The sequence below is a fragment of the Lysinibacillus sp. FSL K6-0057 genome (assembly GCF_038630885.1).
Classification (GTDB): Bacteria; Bacillota; Bacilli; order Bacillales_A; family Planococcaceae; genus Lysinibacillus; species Lysinibacillus fusiformis_F.
On sequence record NZ_CP152047.1, the window covers coordinates 4874371 to 4889478 of the forward strand.

Consider the following 15108-nt stretch of genomic DNA (forward strand, 5'->3'; position numbering starts at 1 on the left):
GCACCTCCTTGTTCAATAATTGGAAATTAAATTTCTTTTACAGTAACTAAGTGAGCTACTTTATCAAGCATGCCGCGAGTAGCTGCGTTATCAGCTTTCTCTACAGTTTGGTGTAATTTACGTAAACCTAAAGCTTCAACTGTTTTGCGTTGTGCAGGTTTAGTACCAATCACAGATTTAGTAAGGGTGATTTCTAATTTGTTAGCCATTATCTTTCCCCCCTTATCCTAATATTTCTTCCACTGATTTACCACGTAATTTAGCTACGTCCTCTACGCGTTTTAATTCAGTTAAACCTTGAACAGTTGCACGTACCATGTTGATTGGTGTGTTAGATCCAAGAGATTTTGAAAGAATATCAGTAATACCAGCAAGTTCTAGTACTGCACGTACTGGACCACCAGCGATAACCCCTGTACCAGGAGCAGCAGGTTTAATTAAGATTTCTCCTGCACCGAAGCGACCAAGCACTAAGTGTGGAGTTGTTCCACCAACACGTGGCACTTCTACTAAGTTTTTCTTCGCATCTTCAACAGCTTTACGGATAGCATCTGGAACCTCTTGAGCTTTACCAGTACCGAAACCTACATGACCGTTTCTATCGCCAACAACAACTAGTGCTGTGAAGCGGAAGCGACGTCCACCTTTAACAACTTTAGCAACACGGTTAATAGTAACTACGCGTTCTTCAAGTTCTCCAAGTTTGTTTGCGTCAATTCGACTCATGAAATGTGTCCCTCCTTCTTATTAAAATTCTAAACCATTCTCACGTGCAGCTTCAGCTAAAGCTTTTACGCGTCCATGATATAAGTAACCACCACGGTCAAAAACTACAGCAGTAATATTTTTTTCCGCAGCGCGTTTCGCGATTGTTTCACCGATTTTTGATGCAGTGTCAACATTGCTACCAGTACCTTCAAAACCTTTTTCTTGAGAAGATGCGCTAACAATTGTTACACCTGCTACGTCATCGATAAGTTGAGCGTAGATGTTCTTGTTAGAACGGAATACATTTAAGCGTGGACGCTCAGCAGTACCCGAAATTTTAGAACGAACTCGCGCATGACGTTTTTTACGAACTTGATTTTTATCCTGTTTCGTAATCACAAGGGTCACTCCTTTCTAATGCTTAGGCAGCATTATTTACCTGTTTTACCTTCTTTACGACGAACGTATTCGCCTTCGTAACGGATACCTTTACCTTTATATGGCTCTGGTGGACGAACGTCACGGATGTTAGATGCAAGAGCACCAACGCGCTCTTTGCTGATACCTTTAATGATGATTTTAGTGTTAGAAGGAACTTCAATTTCAAGACCATCTTCAGGTGTGAACTCTACTGGATGAGAATAACCTACGTTAAGTACAAGTTTTTTGCCTTGTAATTGCGCACGGTAACCAACACCGATAAGTTCTAAAGCTTTTTCGAAACCTGCAGAAACACCAGTAACCATGTTCGCTAGAAGCGCACGAGTAGTACCGTGGTTTGTGCGGTGTTCTTTTGATTCAGAAGGACGTGATACAGAGATTACGTTACCCTCTTGCTCAATTTTCATATCTTGGTGGAAAGAACGAACAAGTTCGCCTTTAGGACCTTTAACAGTAACAGTGTTGTCAGCTGCAACAGTAACAGTTACGTTAGCTGGTACCTCGATAATTTTTTTACCTACACGAGACATTTAGTTGCACCTCCATTCATTTATTGCTAATTACCAAACGTATGCTAGAACTTCGCCGCCAACTTGTTTAGCGCGAGCTTCTTTATCTGTTAATAAACCTTGTGAAGTTGACACTAAAGCGATACCAAGACCGTTCAGTACTTTAGGCACTTCATTTGTTTTAGCATATACACGTAAACCAGGTTTAGAAATACGTTTTAAGCCAGTGATAACACGCTCGTTATCTTTACCGTATTTTAAGAAGATACGGATAATACCTTGCTTGTTGTCTTCCACGTATTCTACGTCACGTACGAAACCTTCACGCTTTAAAATTTCAGCGATTTCTTTTTTCACGTTGGAAGCCGGTACTTCTAACTTCTCGTGACGAACCATGTTCGCATTACGAATGCGAGTAAGCATATCTGCAATCGGATCAGTCATTGTCATTACATTTACCTCCTTCCCAAATTAGGGGATTACCAGCTGGCTTTTTTCACGCCAGGAATTTGTCCCTTATATGCAAGTTCTCGGAAACAAATACGGCAAAGTTTAAATTTGCGATATACAGAGTGTGGACGGCCACAGCGTTCACAACGTGTATATTCTTGCACTTTAAACTTTTGCTTACGTTGTTGTTTAACGATCATAGATTTTTTAGCCACGTTTTCGCCCTCCTTGTTTAAATTACTTTTGGAACGGCATACCGAATTGTGTCAATAACTCGCGAGCTTCTTCGTCAGAGTTCGCTGTCGTTACGATCACGATGTCCATACCGCGTACTTTTGAAACTTTATCGTAATCGATTTCTGGGAAAATTAGTTGCTCTTTAACACCTAGAGTGTAGTTACCGCGACCATCGAATGCTTTTTTAGAAACACCACGGAAGTCACGTACACGAGGAAGTGAGATTGAGATTAATTTGTCCAAGAATTCATACATACGCTCACCGCGTAATGTAACTTTAGCACCGATTGGCATACCTTCACGTAAACGGAAACCTGCGATCGATTTTTTCGCTTTAGTTACAACTGGTTTTTGACCAGTGATAATTGTTAATTCTTCTACAGCTGCATCTAATGCTTTAGAGTTTTGAACAGCATCACCAACACCCATGTTGATAACGATTTTGTCAACTTTCGGCAATTGCATAACTGATTTATATCCAAATTTGCTCATAAGAGCAGGAGAAACTTCATTTAAATATTTTTCTTTTAGGCGGCTCATGTGTGTACCTCCCTTCTTTTATTTACTAATTAGTCGATTACTGCACCTGATTTTTTTGCAACACGAACTTTTTTACCGTTTTCGATTTTATAACCTACACGAGTCGGCTCGCCAGATTTAGGATCGATTAGCATTACGTTCGAAACGTGAATTGCAGCCTCTTGGCTTACAATCCCACCTTGTGGATTCAATTGGTTAGGTTTAACGTGCTTTTTCACGATATTCACACCTTCAACAAGAACGCGATCTTGTTTAGGGAAAGCAGCTAGGATTACTCCTTCTTTGCCTTTGTCCTTACCAGTGATAACCTTAACCTTGTCACCTTTTTTTACATGCATGCTGTCGCACCTCCTTGATTGGCACTATCATGAAATTAAAGAACTTCTGGAGCTAGAGAAACGATTTTCATGAAGTTGCTGTCACGTAATTCACGTGCAACAGGTCCGAAAATACGAGTTCCGCGTGGTGATTTATCATCACGAATAATTACACAAGCATTTTCATCAAATTTGATGTACGTTCCGTCTTTACGACGTACGCCTGATTTAGTACGAACGATAACAGCTTTAACAACGTCACCCTTCTTGACAACGCCACCTGGTGTTGCTTTCTTAACTGTACAAACAACGATATCACCGATGTTAGCAGTTTTACGGCCAGAGCCACCAAGCACTTTAATTGTAAGAACTTCACGTGCACCTGAGTTGTCAGCAACTTTCATACGACTTTCTTGTTGGATCACTTAGGTTACCTCCCTTCGGAAATGGTTGTTCCGAAATAGTTATTAAATAATAACCGCTTTTTCTACAACTTCAACTAGACGGAAACGTTTAGTAGCTGATAGCGGGCGAGTCTCCATGATACGTACGATATCACCGATTTTCGCTTGGTTTTGCTCATCATGAGCTTTAAACTTTTTAGAGTATTTTACACGTTTACCGTAAAGCTTGTGCTTTTTGTGAGTTTCAACTAAAACAGTAACAGTTTTGTCCATTTTATCTGAAACTACGCGGCCCGTGTAAACTTTGCGTTGATTACGCTCAGTCATACTTGAAAACCTCCTTTATCAGTTATTTGCACTGATTTCTCTTTCACGAATAACAGTTTTCATACGCGCGATTGCTTTACGCACTTCACGAATACGAGCTGTGTTTTCTAATTGACCAGTCGCCAATTGGAAGCGAAGGTTGAAAAGCTCTTCTTTCAGTGATTTCACTTTTAATTCAATTTCAGAAGTGGCAAGGTCACGGATTTCATTAGCTTTCATTAGATTCACCACCAGTTTCTTGACGTTTTACGATCTTACATTTAACAGGAAGCTTATGTGATGCTAAACGAAGTGCTTCACGTGCAATCTCTTCAGATACACCAGCAATTTCGAACATAATTTTTCCTGGTTTTACTACTGCTACCCAACCTTCAGGAGAACCTTTACCAGAACCCATGCGGACTTCTAGAGGTTTTTTAGTGTAAGGTTTGTGTGGGAAGATTTTAATCCAAACTTTACCGCCACGTTTCATGTAACGAGTCATCGCGATACGGGCAGATTCGATTTGACGGTTAGTAATCCAGCTAGCAGTTTGAGCTTGTAGGCCCCACTCGCCGAATGATACTTCTTTGCCGCCTTTCGCTTCGCCACGCATGTTGCCGCGGTGTTCACGACGGTATTTTACGCGTTTAGGCAATAACATATTATTTGCCTCCTTCCACAGATTTCTTCGTAGGAAGAACTTCACCACGGTAGATCCATACTTTAACGCCTAATTTACCGTAAGTAGTGTCAGCTTCTGCGTGTGCATAGTCAATGTCAGCACGTAGAGTATGAAGTGGAACAGTTCCTTCACTATAGTGTTCAGCACGCGCGATATCAGCGCCACCTAAACGACCAGATACTTGTGTTTTAATTCCTTTTGCACCAGCGCGGATTGTGCGTTGGATCGCTTGCTTTTGCGCACGACGGAATGATACACGGTTTTCTAATTGACGAGCGATGTTTTCAGCTACTAGACGAGCGTCAAGATCTGCACGTTTAATTTCAATGATGTTGATGTGTACACGTTTACCAGTTAACTCGCTAAGGTATTTACGAAGGTTTTCAACTTCCGTACCACCTTTACCGATTACCATACCTGGTTTCGCAGTGTGAATTGTAATGTTTACACGGTTCGCAGCACGTTCGATTTCTACTTTAGAAACAGAAGCGTCTTTAAGAGCCGTTTCAATATATTTACGCACTTTGATGTCTTCGTGAAGTAGAGTTGCATAGTCTTTTTCAGCGTACCATTTTGACTCCCAGTCACGAATAATACCAACGCGCAGTCCTATTGGATGTACTTTTTGACCCACGGATTAACCCTCCTTCTTCTCAGATACCACTAGAGTGATGTGGCTTGTGCGTTTGTTAATTGCGCTTGCACGTCCTTGCGCACGTGGACGGAAACGTTTTAAAGTTGGACCTTCATCAACGAACACTTCAGAAACTACTAAAGAGTTGATGTCAAGATCGTAGTTGTGCTCAGCATTAGCAACTGCAGATTTTAATACTTTCTCAACGACTGGAGACGCCGCTTTTGGAGTATGACGTAAAATTGCAACTGCTTCACCAACTTGCTTACCTCGGATTAAGTCTACAACTAGACGTACTTTGCGAGGAGCAATGCGTACTGTACGAGCGATAGCTTTAGCTTGTGTCATTAGGATTTACCTCCTCTCAAAATTAGCGTCTTGTTTTCTTGTCGTCTGCACCGTGACCTTTGTAAGTACGTGTCGGTGCGAACTCACCAAGTTTATGGCCTACCATATCTTCTGTTACGTATACAGGAACATGTTTACGTCCATCATATACAGCAATCGTTAAACCGATGAAGTTCGGGAAGATTGTAGAACGGCGTGACCAAGTTTTGATAACTTGTTTTTTCTCAGAAGCCTCTTGTACTTCCACTTTTTTCATTAAGTGGTCATCAACAAAAGGTCCTTTTTTCAAGCTGCGACCCATGTAGGAACCTCCCTCCGTGATTCCACCACGGCTCTCACATAGAACCGTAGTTTAACCACTTTATTTTTTACGACTACGGATGATAAATTTATCCGATTTGTTTTTCTTCTTACGAGTTTTGTAACCAAGTGCTGGTTTACCCCAAGGAGTCATTGGTGATTTACGTCCGATTGGAGAACGTCCTTCACCACCACCGTGTGGGTGATCGTTAGGGTTCATTACAGAACCACGAACTTCTGGGCGTTTACCTAACCAACGGCTACGACCTGCTTTACCGATGTGTACAAGTTCGTGTTGTTCGTTACCAACTTGACCGATTGTAGCGCGGCAAGTAGCTAACACTAAACGTACTTCACCAGATTGAAGACGAACGATTACGTACTTATCTTCACGACCAAGTACTTGAGCAGAAGTACCAGCTGAACGTACTAATTGTCCACCTTTACCAGGTTTTAACTCGATGTTATGGATTGTAGTACCCATTGGAATGTTTGCTAATGGTAATGCATTACCTACTTTAATATCAGCATCTGGACCAGAAACGATTGTTTGACCAACCTCTAGACCTTTTGGTGCTAAGATGTAAGCTTTTGCTCCATCAGCGTAGTTGATTAATGCGATATTCGCAGAACGGTTTGGATCATATTCAATAGTAGCAACTTTTGCCGGAATGCCATCTTTAACACGTTTGAAATCGATAACACGGTATTGCTTCTTATGACCACCACCATGATGACGAACAGTGATTTTACCTTGGTTGTTACGACCAGCTTTGCGTTTAGTTGGTTCAAGCAATGATTTCTCAGGCTTGTTAGTTGTAATTTCCGCAAAGTCTAATGACGTCATGTTACGACGACCATTAGAGGTAGGTTTATACTTTTTAATCGCCATTGTGTTTTCCCTCCTTCTTGAGTGTTCAAATCATAAATCCATTAAGGATTACACTTCGAATAATTCAATTTCTTTGCTATCAGCAGTTAATTTAACAATCGCTTTACGACGTTTGTTAGTGTAACCACCGTAACGGCCAACGCGCTTGAATTTACCTTTGTAGTTAAGAACGTTTACTTTCTCAACTTTTACGCCAAAGATTTCTTCTACAGCGTCTTTTACTTGAGTTTTGTTAGCGCGAGTGTCTACTTCGAAAGTATACTTTTTCTCTGCCATAAGTTCTGAAGAACGCTCAGTAATGACCGGACGTTTTAAAATATCACGTGCTTCCATTATCCAAGCACCTCCTCAACTTTTTCTACTGCAGATTTAGTGAATACAACTTTTTCATGACCTAATAGATCAAGAACATTGATTCCATTTGCAGTTAAAACTGTTACACCTGGGATGTTACGAGCAGATAATGCTACGTTTTCATCTAGGTCAGCAGTTACGAATAAAGATTTTTTCTCTAAAGAAAGATCTTTAAGAATTTTTGTGAATTCTTTTGTTTTTGGTGCTGCTAGAGTTAGAGCATCAAGAACTAAGAAGTTTTGTTCTACTACTTTAGCTGATAAAGCAGATTTAAGAGCTAAGCGGCGAACTTTTTTAGGTAATTTATAAGAATAGCTACGTGGAGTAGGACCGAATACGATACCACCGCCGCGCCATTGTGGAGAACGGATAGAACCTTGACGAGCACGACCAGTTCCTTTTTGACGCCATGGTTTACGACCACCACCAGCAACCTCAGAACGGTTTTTAACCTTGTGATTACCTTGACGAAGAGAAGCACGTTGAGCTACTACTGCGTCGAATAATACTGCTTCATTTGGCTCGATTCCGAAGATCGCATCGTTTAATTCGATTTCACCAACTGAAGCACCTGTTTGACTAAGTACAGATACTTTTGTCATTCCTGTTTCCTCCTTTCCTTAAGTGATTACTTAGCTTTAATTGCAGATTTAACTGTAACTAGAGCTTTTTTAGAACCAGGAACATTACCTTTAACAAGTAGTAAGTTACGCTCCGCATCAACTTTCACGATTTCTAAGTTTTGGATTGTAACTACATTGCCACCCATTTGACCAGGTAATTTCTTTTGTTTGAATACGCGGTTCGGAGCAACTGGACCCATTGAACCAGGACGACGGTGGTAACGAGAACCGTGGGCCATAGGACCACGAGATTGTCCGTGGCGTTTAATTACACCTTGGAAACCTTTACCTTTAGTAACACCAGTTACATCAATTACATCGCCTTCTGCGAAAATTTCTACTTTGACTTCTTGACCAACTTCGTATTCTCCAACGTTCACGTTGCGGAATTCACGAATGAAGCGCTTAGGAGCAGTGTTCGCTTTTGCTACGTGACCTTGTTGAGGTTTGTTAGAAAGCTTAACGCGCTTGTCTTCGAAACCAACTTGAATTGCTTCGTAGCCGTCTGTTTCAACAGTTTTCTTTTGAAGAACTACGTTTGGCGTAGCTTCGATAACTGTTACCGGGATTAAATCGCCGTTTTCAGCGAAAACTTGTGTCATACCAATTTTTCTACCTAAGATTCCTTTAGCCATTTGTCACACCTCCTGTAAATTTTGAAAAGTTATATTATTTTTACCATTAAAGTTTGATTTCGATATCAACGCCAGATGGTAAATCAAGTTTCATTAACGCATCAACAGTTTGTGGTGTTGGGTTAACGATATCGATCAGACGTTTATGCGTACGCATTTCGAATTGTTCACGAGAATCTTTGTACTTGTGAACCGCACGAAGAATTGTGTACACAGACTTCTCAGTTGGAAGTGGAATCGGACCTGATACACTTGCACCTGAACGTTTTGCAGTTTCCACAATTTTCTCAGCAGACTGATCTAAAATACGGTGATCATACGCTTTTAAACGAATACGAATCTTTTGTTTTGCCATTATTTTCCCTCCTTCTCGCCTATTTTCTAGACATTCTCCACGAAAATTTTCCCACACACCGCCATGGCAAAGCGGCCGGGTGTGTCGGCAACCTCTCGTTTCATCGCAGTCAAAGACCAACATTCAACATTATATACAATAAAAAAAGAATAAGCAAGTCTTTTCGCTAAATTCTTTTAAATGTTGTAGATATTCTTAATACTACTACTTCTTCGCTTTATTAAGCCGTTTATTAGTATATAAAATTTCTCTACATATTGCAACACTAAAGGTTGTCATATCAACATTTTCGCACATTTCAAATAACTCAAAAAAAGAAAAGTAGTTTCTATCTTTATAGAAACCACCTCTTTGTTATAGAAAGAACACACAGGCAATCCAGCCAAACAGGATTAGTGGTATGTTAATGAAGATAAATGTCGGAACACAGGTATCCCAAATATGATGATGCTGGCCGTCTACATTTAGCCCAGCTGTTGGTCCTAATGTAGAATCGGATGCTGGAGAACCCGCATCTCCTAAAGCACCCGCTGTACCGATTAAGCATAGAATCGCTAAAGGACTCATGTCTAAACCTTGTGCTAACGGAACAAATAGCGTTGCAATGATAGGCACCGTTGCGAAAGATGAACCAATCCCCATCGTCACAACTAGTCCTATTACTAACATGATGAAGACAGCGAGACTTCTATTTCCCTCTAGTAGGGTGATCGAGCTTGTAATTAAGCTATCCACATCACCTGTTGCATTTATAACCGCTGCAAAACCATTTGCAGCAATCATAACAAAGCCAATAAAGGCCATCATCTTCATTCCTTCAGAAAGAATATCATCGGCTTCTTTCCATTTAAGTGCACCTGTAAAATACATAATCATAATACCTGCAAACGAACCCACAATCATTGAATCTGTTAACACTTGAGCGCATAGTGATACCACTAATGCAAGCGCCGTCGAAAACATCATAAATTTGCTGACATTTACATTTAAAGATTCCGTCTCCACTTCACTATGCTTATAATGCCTTGGCTTGCGGTATACAACAAAGGCCATTATCAATCCAATTAGCATTCCGAATACAGGAATCCCCATTGCTGCAGGTACATCACGTGAAGATACGGCCATTCCTGCTTCTGACACTTGTGTAGCAACGATATCTTGAAAGATTGCTCCAAAACCAGCAGGCACAAAACTATAAGTACCAATTAAACCTACTGCAATTAACGTTGCAATTATACGTCGATCGACTTCTAACATATTTAAAATCTTTAAAATGGGAGGAATTAATAATGGAATAAAGGCAATATGAATAGGAATGACATTTTGAGATAAAATAGACATCACAAAAATAAGGAAAAATATTAATACCTTCACTAGACCTTTTCTATTACTTTCACCATTTAAAATCTTTAACATCCCAGCTATCATTAATTCGGGTATTCCTGTTTTGGCTATTGCGATCGCAAAGCCCCCAAGTAGGCCATAACTTAATGCAATGGTTGCCCCTGCTCCTAATCCTTCTGTAAATGATTGAACGGTTGACTCAATACCCATCCCACTTGTAAGACCACCTACAAAGGCGCCTAAAACTAAGGAAAGAACGACATTGATACGAAGTAAGCTTAATATTAACATAACGGCGACTGCCGCAATTACTGCATTCATTGTTACACTCTGCTTTCATACACTAAATTACTAACATGTTAAACTTTATTATTCTGATAATTGAAAGTCAAGGCTTTTTGCGATTTCAATATTTTTTGCACTAAAAAACAGTGTAATGTATAAACACCACACTGTTTTCGAATTTCTACTTATATAATATTACAACGATTCACGTACAACTTTTTTATAATAGCCTACCGAAAGAATCGCAAAAATCGTATATAAGGCTATATAACAGCACATCGCAATCCACAAGGGAGCTGTTAACTCTGTCCCGAATAAAAACCACCCTGACTTAACAGCAAAGTAGCTATGCAATAACCCAATAACTAATGGAACTCCGAAATTAAAGGCTTGCTTCATATAAATACCCTTCATGATATCTTTTTCGGCAAATCCAATCTTTCGGAGGATTGTATAGGAACCACGTTCTTCCTCTGCCTCAGACATTTGTTTAAAGTATAGAATACTACCTGTTGTCATTAAGAATGCTAAACCTAAAAATGCTGTTGTAAATATTGTAAGACCTAATGATTCAATATTGTCTTTACGTTTTCCTTCGTAGGATGATTGTGTATATTGCTGTGTTTTCCCCTTATCATCTACAGCCATAATAATGCCTGCATTTGATTGAATATATAATTTCTCTGCTGCTGCTATATCTTCATTCGATTTTAAAGTAATCGTCGTTTGATGATGCCAAGGATAAAGCGCTGCTTGCGTAGTTAAACTTTTAAACATATCATCTGTCACAACAAAGATAGGTCCCCCGCCCCCAGCCGTTACAATACCACTTATCACACTCTTATCATGAACATCAACGACATGAAATGTTTCTTCAAGTTCTCCTGCAGATACTACTAAATCATGATCTTTCTCTAACGGGAACATCTCAGCCATATAACCACCATAGTTTGTTAGGATAACCTCGTTGCCCGATAACTTGGCTTCTGGAACACTTTGCTGATAATCAGAAAGGGGAATGGTATAGATTGTCCCCTCCATCGTATATAAAGGGTTATCCTGCTGCTTTTTAGACAACAATTGACCTACAGAAGCAGTTACTCCCTGCAAACGATAGTCTATTTTATTATAGGCAATGTTATTTTCCTCTAACTTCTCTAAGAATGAATGCCCCTGCTCTTCAAGCAATATGAAATCACCAGGTACTTGGCTATATGCAGATGCCTCTGAGGAATAGTAGGCAATATAGGACAGCGTCGTCACACCTAGAGAAACGCCCGTTAACACGGTGATCAGCGTTAATGACTTTGCATTGCTCTTCATGCGGTGCATTATGGGTGTTAATGCTAATACATCTTGGATGGATAGATGCCCTTTTTTCTTTAAGCGAATAGTATTCATAATAAATGCTACAGAGAAACGAAAAACAAGGAATGTTCCACCTATTGTAGTAGCTAAAATAATAATCATATTAATAAATAAATTACCAGCAGATTCGATATCAAACAGCTTTGTAGACGCATAGTAGCCATAAACAATCAGTATAAGACCCATAAAGCCAATAACCATCTGTAATGCACTAAAACGTCTCACACGCTCATCTGCTTGTTTTGCTGCGCTAAATAGTGATAACAATGAAACGCGATGAATCATCCAGGCCATCTGTATAAGAACGATGATCAATAAAATAGCAAATACAATCATCGACTGCTGTAAAGCTTGTGTACTAAAGGTCATGGTTACAAGAGCCTCTTTTTCAAGTACACGTAGCAAAATCATGGCAAACACACGAGAGCTAAAGAAGCCAGCCAACATACCTATAATAACGGCTCCAACAAATAAGAGGATGTTTTCAATCGCTAATAACCGCACGATTAGCCCCTTAGTCATACCAATCAATTGATACAAGCCTATTTCCTTACTTCGACGCTTCATAAATAAATGATTTGCATACAGAACGAAGAACAAAACGATAAAATAGAGAATATAAGTGGCTGCTTTAAATCCTGCCGCAGCTGTTCCACTCATTTGAACAGCAGCCCACACTTCAGAATTATTTTGCAATGTGACAAAAGAAAAATATAATGTAACACTAAAAATAAGTGCAAAGAAATACAGATAGTAGTGCTTCATATTTTTCTTCATACTTTGAAGCACTAGCTTACTAAGACTCATACCCGTCACCGCCTAGCACACTTTGTGTATGCATAATTTCTTGGAAAAAGGCCTGCCTTGTTTTATCGCCCTTATAAAGTTCACTATAGATAAGCCCATCCTTTAGAAATAAAACACGTGTACAGAAGCTTGCAGCTACAGCATCATGTGTAACCATCATAATTGTTGCCTCTTTTGTTTCATTAATATTTTGTAGATTTTGAAGAAGGGCTGTGGCTGATTTAGAATCTAATGCACCAGTGGGTTCGTCTGCAAATACCAATGATGGATTGGTAATAAGTGCGCGTGCAGCAGAGGTACGCTGCTTTTGTCCACCTGATATTTCGTTGGGGTATTTATTTAAAATTTCCGTGATTCCAAGCAAAGAAGTGAGCTCCTTCACTCGACTTTCCGCAACAGCTTTCGGTAACTTACTGATAGCTAATGGCAGAAGGATATTTTCCTTTACTGTGAGGGTATCTAGTAAGTTATAGTCTTGAAATATGAATCCCAACTGCTCTCGTCGGAAGTTTGCTAAAGCTTTTTCTTTCATACCACGTAAACTGTGACCGTTTATCTCAATAACACCTTCTGTCGCAAAGTCAATTGAGCATAAGACATTTAAAAGCGTGGTTTTACCTGAGCCAGAAGGGCCCATAATGCCTACAAATTCACCTTTATTCACTTCTAAATCAATACCCTTTAATACCTCTTGAGCCGTTGATTTTTTTCCGTACACTTTCTTTATTTTACGACCAATTAAAACTGTCACTTGATAACGCCCCTTTCTATAGTACAAGTGTACCCTGACACATCTAATCATTCGTGCGTTTTACATGACAATATAAAAAGGTAGGTGACAATTTCGTCATCTACCTGTTAGTTTGACATATTCATTTTGTAAGGGAAAACGTAGTGTAAATAATGAGCCTTCTCCAACATTCGATTGAACATAAATACGAACACCGATTTTTCGAGCTACATTAGATGCCAAATAAAGACCCATACCTGTAGATTGTGAGGATTCTCTTCCTGCTGTTCCCGTATATGATTTTTGAAAAATTCGAGGTAAATCCTCTAAAGGAATACCTAAACCTACATCTTTTATATGTAATAATGTCGCACCTGTTGGGTCATGTTCAGTAAAAATTGTGACCTCAGAATTTGCTGGACTATACTTTATGGCATTCGAGAGAATTTGTCGAACAATAAACGCTAGCCACTTGCCATCAGTCAGAACTGTCTCTGTAAGCTCAGCGACTTCAAAGCCAATGCCTTTTTCAATACACCAAGCCTGCATACCCCTAATTTCTTTATAGACAATCGGTTTCAGCTCAACCTCATTTAAATAGTTGTCCTTTTCAATAGAGGCTAATCTTGTTTGATGTAGCTGTTGATCGACTAAAAGATGTAGTCTCAGCCATTCATTCTCTAATTTTCGACGCAATGATATATCCTCAACATGCTCTAACAACAAATTAATAGTTGTTAAAGGGGCCTTTACTTCATGAACCCAAGCCAACAACTCATCTGAATACTCTTGTAGCAGCACTTTAGCTTGATTTAACTCCATGTTCTTCTCATAAAAGACACTTTCTATTTTTCGAAAGCTTGCTTCCTGAAAAGGAGTTAAAACGAGTCGATTTTTATGTGCTTCATCAAGGTGGTAGCCGTCCATATTTCCCAGGAAATCTTTTAATTTCCCAACTTCAGTGACATAACGCCAGATAAAAAAGAGCGTAAAACTAACAAGCAAACTAATGTTTACATACCATATTGAAATACTATTTAAACCAACATCTAAAGAAAATAGTACATTTAGAAGTGTAAAAATGAAAATGAAATAACCGATCCATGCAAAGCGTTCTCTTATAAATAATAATAGCATGTTTTTCACGTCCCCTGGCTGACTGCCATATATCCAAGTCCTTTTTTTGTTAGAATCACTTCGGGTAAACCAATATCCTCTAGTTTTGTACGTAATCGATTAACATTTACCGACAAAGTATTATCATTAACAAAACGTTCATCATCCCAAAGCTTTCTCATTAATTCGTCTCTTGAAACAATCTGATTAACCTGTTCTACTAAAATTCGTAAAATGAAAAGCTCATTTTTCGTTAAGGAAGCAGTGGCTCCATCAAACATAATTTCACTTCTTGTATAATCAATAACGGCACTATTAAAACGTGTAACGTCCATTTTCTCTTCAACATAGTCATAGGTTCTTCGTAAAATCGCCTGTGCTTTCGCAAGTAGCACTTCCATATGGAATGGCTTTTGTATAAAATCATCTGCTCCCATTTGCATAGCCATCACCATATCCATTGGATGGTCTCGAGAAGAGAGAAATAGGATGGGTACTTTGGATAAATGACGAATTTCTCGACACCAATGAAAGCCATCATAGGCAGGTAATTGAATATCAATCAGCACAAGATGTGGTTTCTCCTCTATAAAATCATCCATCACCTTTTGAAAGTTTTTTGGACCAACCACTTGTAATGACCATTGTGCAAAACGTTCTTGAATCATATTAAAAATTGATGGATCATCTTCAATGAGCAAAATTTTCATGTCCATATTC

At 39.3% G+C, this 15108-nt stretch carries 25 protein-coding genes; all 25 read right to left on the minus strand.

Annotated elements, in window-relative coordinates; all coding sequences use genetic code 11:
- Nucleotides 1-26: 26 nt before the first annotated feature.
- The 25 genes from rpmD to MHB40_RS24505 all read right to left on the minus strand — a co-directional run bounded on the left by rpmD (nucleotide 27) and on the right by MHB40_RS24505 (nucleotide 15104).
- Nucleotides 27-209, minus strand: coding sequence for a 50S ribosomal protein L30 (gene rpmD, locus MHB40_RS24385; RefSeq protein ID WP_004233668.1), 183 nt, complete (start codon nucleotides 207-209; stop codon nucleotides 27-29).
- 13 nt (nucleotides 210-222) lie between these two features.
- Complete coding sequence (gene rpsE / locus MHB40_RS24390; protein WP_008181711.1) at nucleotides 223-726, minus strand: 30S ribosomal protein S5; 504 nt, start codon at nucleotides 724-726, stop codon at nucleotides 223-225.
- A 21-nt stretch (nucleotides 727-747) separates the two neighbouring features.
- A complete protein-coding gene (gene rplR, locus MHB40_RS24395; RefSeq protein WP_205446160.1) occupies nucleotides 748-1107 on the minus strand; it encodes a 50S ribosomal protein L18 in 360 nt (119 codons plus the stop codon).
- Between the two features lie 32 nt (nucleotides 1108-1139).
- Nucleotides 1140-1679: a 50S ribosomal protein L6 gene (gene rplF / locus MHB40_RS24400; RefSeq protein ID WP_008181715.1), complete on the minus strand. Its 540-nt coding sequence runs from the start codon at nucleotides 1677-1679 to the stop codon at nucleotides 1140-1142.
- Between the two features lie 30 nt (nucleotides 1680-1709).
- Complete coding sequence (gene rpsH / locus MHB40_RS24405) at nucleotides 1710-2108, minus strand: 30S ribosomal protein S8 (protein ID WP_008181717.1); 399 nt, start codon at nucleotides 2106-2108, stop codon at nucleotides 1710-1712.
- A 29-nt stretch (nucleotides 2109-2137) separates the two neighbouring features.
- Nucleotides 2138-2323, minus strand: a complete 186-nt coding sequence (locus MHB40_RS24410) for a type Z 30S ribosomal protein S14 (RefSeq protein ID WP_004233656.1) — start codon at nucleotides 2321-2323, stop codon at nucleotides 2138-2140.
- A 22-nt stretch (nucleotides 2324-2345) separates the two neighbouring features.
- The gene (gene rplE, locus MHB40_RS24415) at nucleotides 2346-2885 is read right to left on the minus strand and encodes a 50S ribosomal protein L5 (RefSeq protein ID WP_008181719.1); all 540 of its coding nucleotides are present in this window, start codon (nucleotides 2883-2885) and stop codon (nucleotides 2346-2348) included.
- Between the two features lie 29 nt (nucleotides 2886-2914).
- Nucleotides 2915-3223 carry a 50S ribosomal protein L24 gene (gene rplX, locus MHB40_RS24420; RefSeq protein WP_004233652.1) on the minus strand — a complete coding sequence of 103 codons (309 nt, stop codon included), beginning with the start codon at nucleotides 3221-3223 and terminating at the stop codon, nucleotides 2915-2917.
- A gap of 35 nt (nucleotides 3224-3258) precedes the next feature.
- Complete coding sequence (gene rplN / locus MHB40_RS24425; protein WP_004233650.1) at nucleotides 3259-3627, minus strand: 50S ribosomal protein L14; 369 nt, start codon at nucleotides 3625-3627, stop codon at nucleotides 3259-3261.
- Between the two features lie 42 nt (nucleotides 3628-3669).
- The gene (gene rpsQ / locus MHB40_RS24430) at nucleotides 3670-3933 is read right to left on the minus strand and encodes a 30S ribosomal protein S17 (RefSeq protein ID WP_008181723.1); all 264 of its coding nucleotides are present in this window, start codon (nucleotides 3931-3933) and stop codon (nucleotides 3670-3672) included.
- An 18-nt stretch (nucleotides 3934-3951) separates the two neighbouring features.
- A complete protein-coding gene (gene rpmC / locus MHB40_RS24435; protein WP_004233646.1) occupies nucleotides 3952-4152 on the minus strand; it encodes a 50S ribosomal protein L29 in 201 nt (66 codons plus the stop codon).
- Nucleotides 4142-4576 carry a 50S ribosomal protein L16 gene (gene rplP / locus MHB40_RS24440; RefSeq protein ID WP_025116437.1) on the minus strand — a complete coding sequence of 145 codons (435 nt, stop codon included), beginning with the start codon at nucleotides 4574-4576 and terminating at the stop codon, nucleotides 4142-4144. Before rplP ends, rpmC begins: the two co-directional genes overlap by 11 nt.
- Before the next feature lies 1 nt (nucleotide 4577).
- Complete coding sequence (gene rpsC, locus MHB40_RS24445; RefSeq protein WP_025116438.1) at nucleotides 4578-5231, minus strand: 30S ribosomal protein S3; 654 nt, start codon at nucleotides 5229-5231, stop codon at nucleotides 4578-4580.
- Nucleotides 5232-5234: 3 nt separating this feature from the next.
- Complete coding sequence (gene rplV, locus MHB40_RS24450) at nucleotides 5235-5579, minus strand: 50S ribosomal protein L22 (protein ID WP_004233639.1); 345 nt, start codon at nucleotides 5577-5579, stop codon at nucleotides 5235-5237.
- Between the two features lie 22 nt (nucleotides 5580-5601).
- Complete coding sequence (rpsS, locus tag MHB40_RS24455) at nucleotides 5602-5880, minus strand: 30S ribosomal protein S19 (RefSeq protein ID WP_008181911.1); 279 nt, start codon at nucleotides 5878-5880, stop codon at nucleotides 5602-5604.
- A gap of 60 nt (nucleotides 5881-5940) precedes the next feature.
- Nucleotides 5941-6771 carry a 50S ribosomal protein L2 gene (gene rplB / locus MHB40_RS24460; protein WP_036124661.1) on the minus strand — a complete coding sequence of 277 codons (831 nt, stop codon included), beginning with the start codon at nucleotides 6769-6771 and terminating at the stop codon, nucleotides 5941-5943.
- Between the two features lie 48 nt (nucleotides 6772-6819).
- A complete protein-coding gene (rplW, locus tag MHB40_RS24465; protein WP_036124663.1) occupies nucleotides 6820-7104 on the minus strand; it encodes a 50S ribosomal protein L23 in 285 nt (94 codons plus the stop codon).
- Nucleotides 7104-7727, minus strand: a complete 624-nt coding sequence (gene rplD / locus MHB40_RS24470) for a 50S ribosomal protein L4 (RefSeq protein ID WP_012296062.1) — start codon at nucleotides 7725-7727, stop codon at nucleotides 7104-7106. The genes rplW and rplD overlap by 1 nt, the downstream gene beginning before the upstream one ends.
- A gap of 26 nt (nucleotides 7728-7753) precedes the next feature.
- A complete protein-coding gene (gene rplC, locus MHB40_RS24475) occupies nucleotides 7754-8383 on the minus strand; it encodes a 50S ribosomal protein L3 (protein WP_205446161.1) in 630 nt (209 codons plus the stop codon).
- Between the two features lie 46 nt (nucleotides 8384-8429).
- Nucleotides 8430-8738, minus strand: a complete 309-nt coding sequence (gene rpsJ / locus MHB40_RS24480; RefSeq protein ID WP_004233624.1) for a 30S ribosomal protein S10 — start codon at nucleotides 8736-8738, stop codon at nucleotides 8430-8432.
- Between the two features lie 354 nt (nucleotides 8739-9092).
- Complete coding sequence (locus MHB40_RS24485) at nucleotides 9093-10403, minus strand: Na+/H+ antiporter NhaC family protein (protein ID WP_342533602.1); 1311 nt, start codon at nucleotides 10401-10403, stop codon at nucleotides 9093-9095.
- Nucleotides 10404-10562: 159 nt separating this feature from the next.
- The gene (locus tag MHB40_RS24490) at nucleotides 10563-12542 is read right to left on the minus strand and encodes an ABC transporter permease (protein WP_342533603.1); all 1980 of its coding nucleotides are present in this window, start codon (nucleotides 12540-12542) and stop codon (nucleotides 10563-10565) included.
- The gene (locus MHB40_RS24495) at nucleotides 12532-13293 is read right to left on the minus strand and encodes an ABC transporter ATP-binding protein (RefSeq protein WP_016995265.1); all 762 of its coding nucleotides are present in this window, start codon (nucleotides 13291-13293) and stop codon (nucleotides 12532-12534) included. Before MHB40_RS24495 ends, MHB40_RS24490 begins: the two co-directional genes overlap by 11 nt.
- 96 nt (nucleotides 13294-13389) lie before the next feature.
- Nucleotides 13390-14409 (minus strand): sensor histidine kinase, encoded by a 1020-nt coding sequence (locus MHB40_RS24500; RefSeq protein WP_205446164.1) that lies wholly within the window; start codon nucleotides 14407-14409, stop codon nucleotides 13390-13392.
- Nucleotides 14410-14414: 5 nt separating this feature from the next.
- Entirely contained in the window at nucleotides 14415-15104 is a 690-nt protein-coding gene (locus MHB40_RS24505) for a response regulator transcription factor (protein ID WP_279381316.1), read from the minus strand.
- Nucleotides 15105-15108: the final 4 nt, after the last annotated feature.

What these genes read in the sequence shown, in the direction of transcription:
- rpmD (WP_004233668.1), bottom strand. Translation starts at nt 209, where the DNA reads ATGGCTAACAAATTAGAAATCACCCTTACTAAATCTGTGATTGGTACT.
- rpsE (WP_008181711.1), bottom strand. Translation starts at nt 726, where the DNA reads ATGAGTCGAATTGACGCAAACAAACTTGGAGAACTTGAAGAACGCGTA.
- rplF (WP_008181715.1), bottom strand. Translation starts at nt 1,679, where the DNA reads ATGTCTCGTGTAGGTAAAAAAATTATCGAGGTACCAGCTAACGTAACT.
- rpsH (WP_008181717.1), bottom strand. Translation starts at nt 2,108, where the DNA reads ATGACAATGACTGATCCGATTGCAGATATGCTTACTCGCATTCGTAAT.
- rplE (WP_008181719.1), bottom strand. Translation starts at nt 2,885, where the DNA reads ATGAGCCGCCTAAAAGAAAAATATTTAAATGAAGTTTCTCCTGCTCTT.
- rplX (WP_004233652.1), bottom strand. Translation starts at nt 3,223, where the DNA reads ATGCATGTAAAAAAAGGTGACAAGGTTAAGGTTATCACTGGTAAGGAC.
- rpsQ (WP_008181723.1), bottom strand. Translation starts at nt 3,933, where the DNA reads ATGACTGAGCGTAATCAACGCAAAGTTTACACGGGCCGCGTAGTTTCA.
- rpmC (WP_004233646.1), bottom strand. Translation starts at nt 4,152, where the DNA reads ATGAAAGCTAATGAAATCCGTGACCTTGCCACTTCTGAAATTGAATTA.
- rplP (WP_025116437.1), bottom strand. Translation starts at nt 4,576, where the DNA reads ATGTTATTGCCTAAACGCGTAAAATACCGTCGTGAACACCGCGGCAAC.
- rplV (WP_004233639.1), bottom strand. Translation starts at nt 5,579, where the DNA reads ATGACACAAGCTAAAGCTATCGCTCGTACAGTACGCATTGCTCCTCGC.
- rpsS (WP_008181911.1), bottom strand. Translation starts at nt 5,880, where the DNA reads ATGGGTCGCAGCTTGAAAAAAGGACCTTTTGTTGATGACCACTTAATG.
- rplB (WP_036124661.1), bottom strand. Translation starts at nt 6,771, where the DNA reads ATGGCGATTAAAAAGTATAAACCTACCTCTAATGGTCGTCGTAACATG.
- rplW (WP_036124663.1), bottom strand. Translation starts at nt 7,104, where the DNA reads ATGGAAGCACGTGATATTTTAAAACGTCCGGTCATTACTGAGCGTTCT.
- rplD (WP_012296062.1), bottom strand. Translation starts at nt 7,727, where the DNA reads ATGACAAAAGTATCTGTACTTAGTCAAACAGGTGCTTCAGTTGGTGAA.
- rplC (WP_205446161.1), bottom strand. Translation starts at nt 8,383, where the DNA reads ATGGCTAAAGGAATCTTAGGTAGAAAAATTGGTATGACACAAGTTTTC.
- rpsJ (WP_004233624.1), bottom strand. Translation starts at nt 8,738, where the DNA reads ATGGCAAAACAAAAGATTCGTATTCGTTTAAAAGCGTATGATCACCGT.
- MHB40_RS24485 (WP_342533602.1), bottom strand. Translation starts at nt 10,403, where the DNA reads ATGAATGCAGTAATTGCGGCAGTCGCCGTTATGTTAATATTAAGCTTA.
- MHB40_RS24490 (WP_342533603.1), bottom strand. Translation starts at nt 12,542, where the DNA reads ATGAGTCTTAGTAAGCTAGTGCTTCAAAGTATGAAGAAAAATATGAAG.
- MHB40_RS24500 (WP_205446164.1), bottom strand. Translation starts at nt 14,409, where the DNA reads ATGCTATTATTATTTATAAGAGAACGCTTTGCATGGATCGGTTATTTC.
- MHB40_RS24505 (WP_279381316.1), bottom strand. Translation starts at nt 15,104, where the DNA reads ATGGACATGAAAATTTTGCTCATTGAAGATGATCCATCAATTTTTAAT.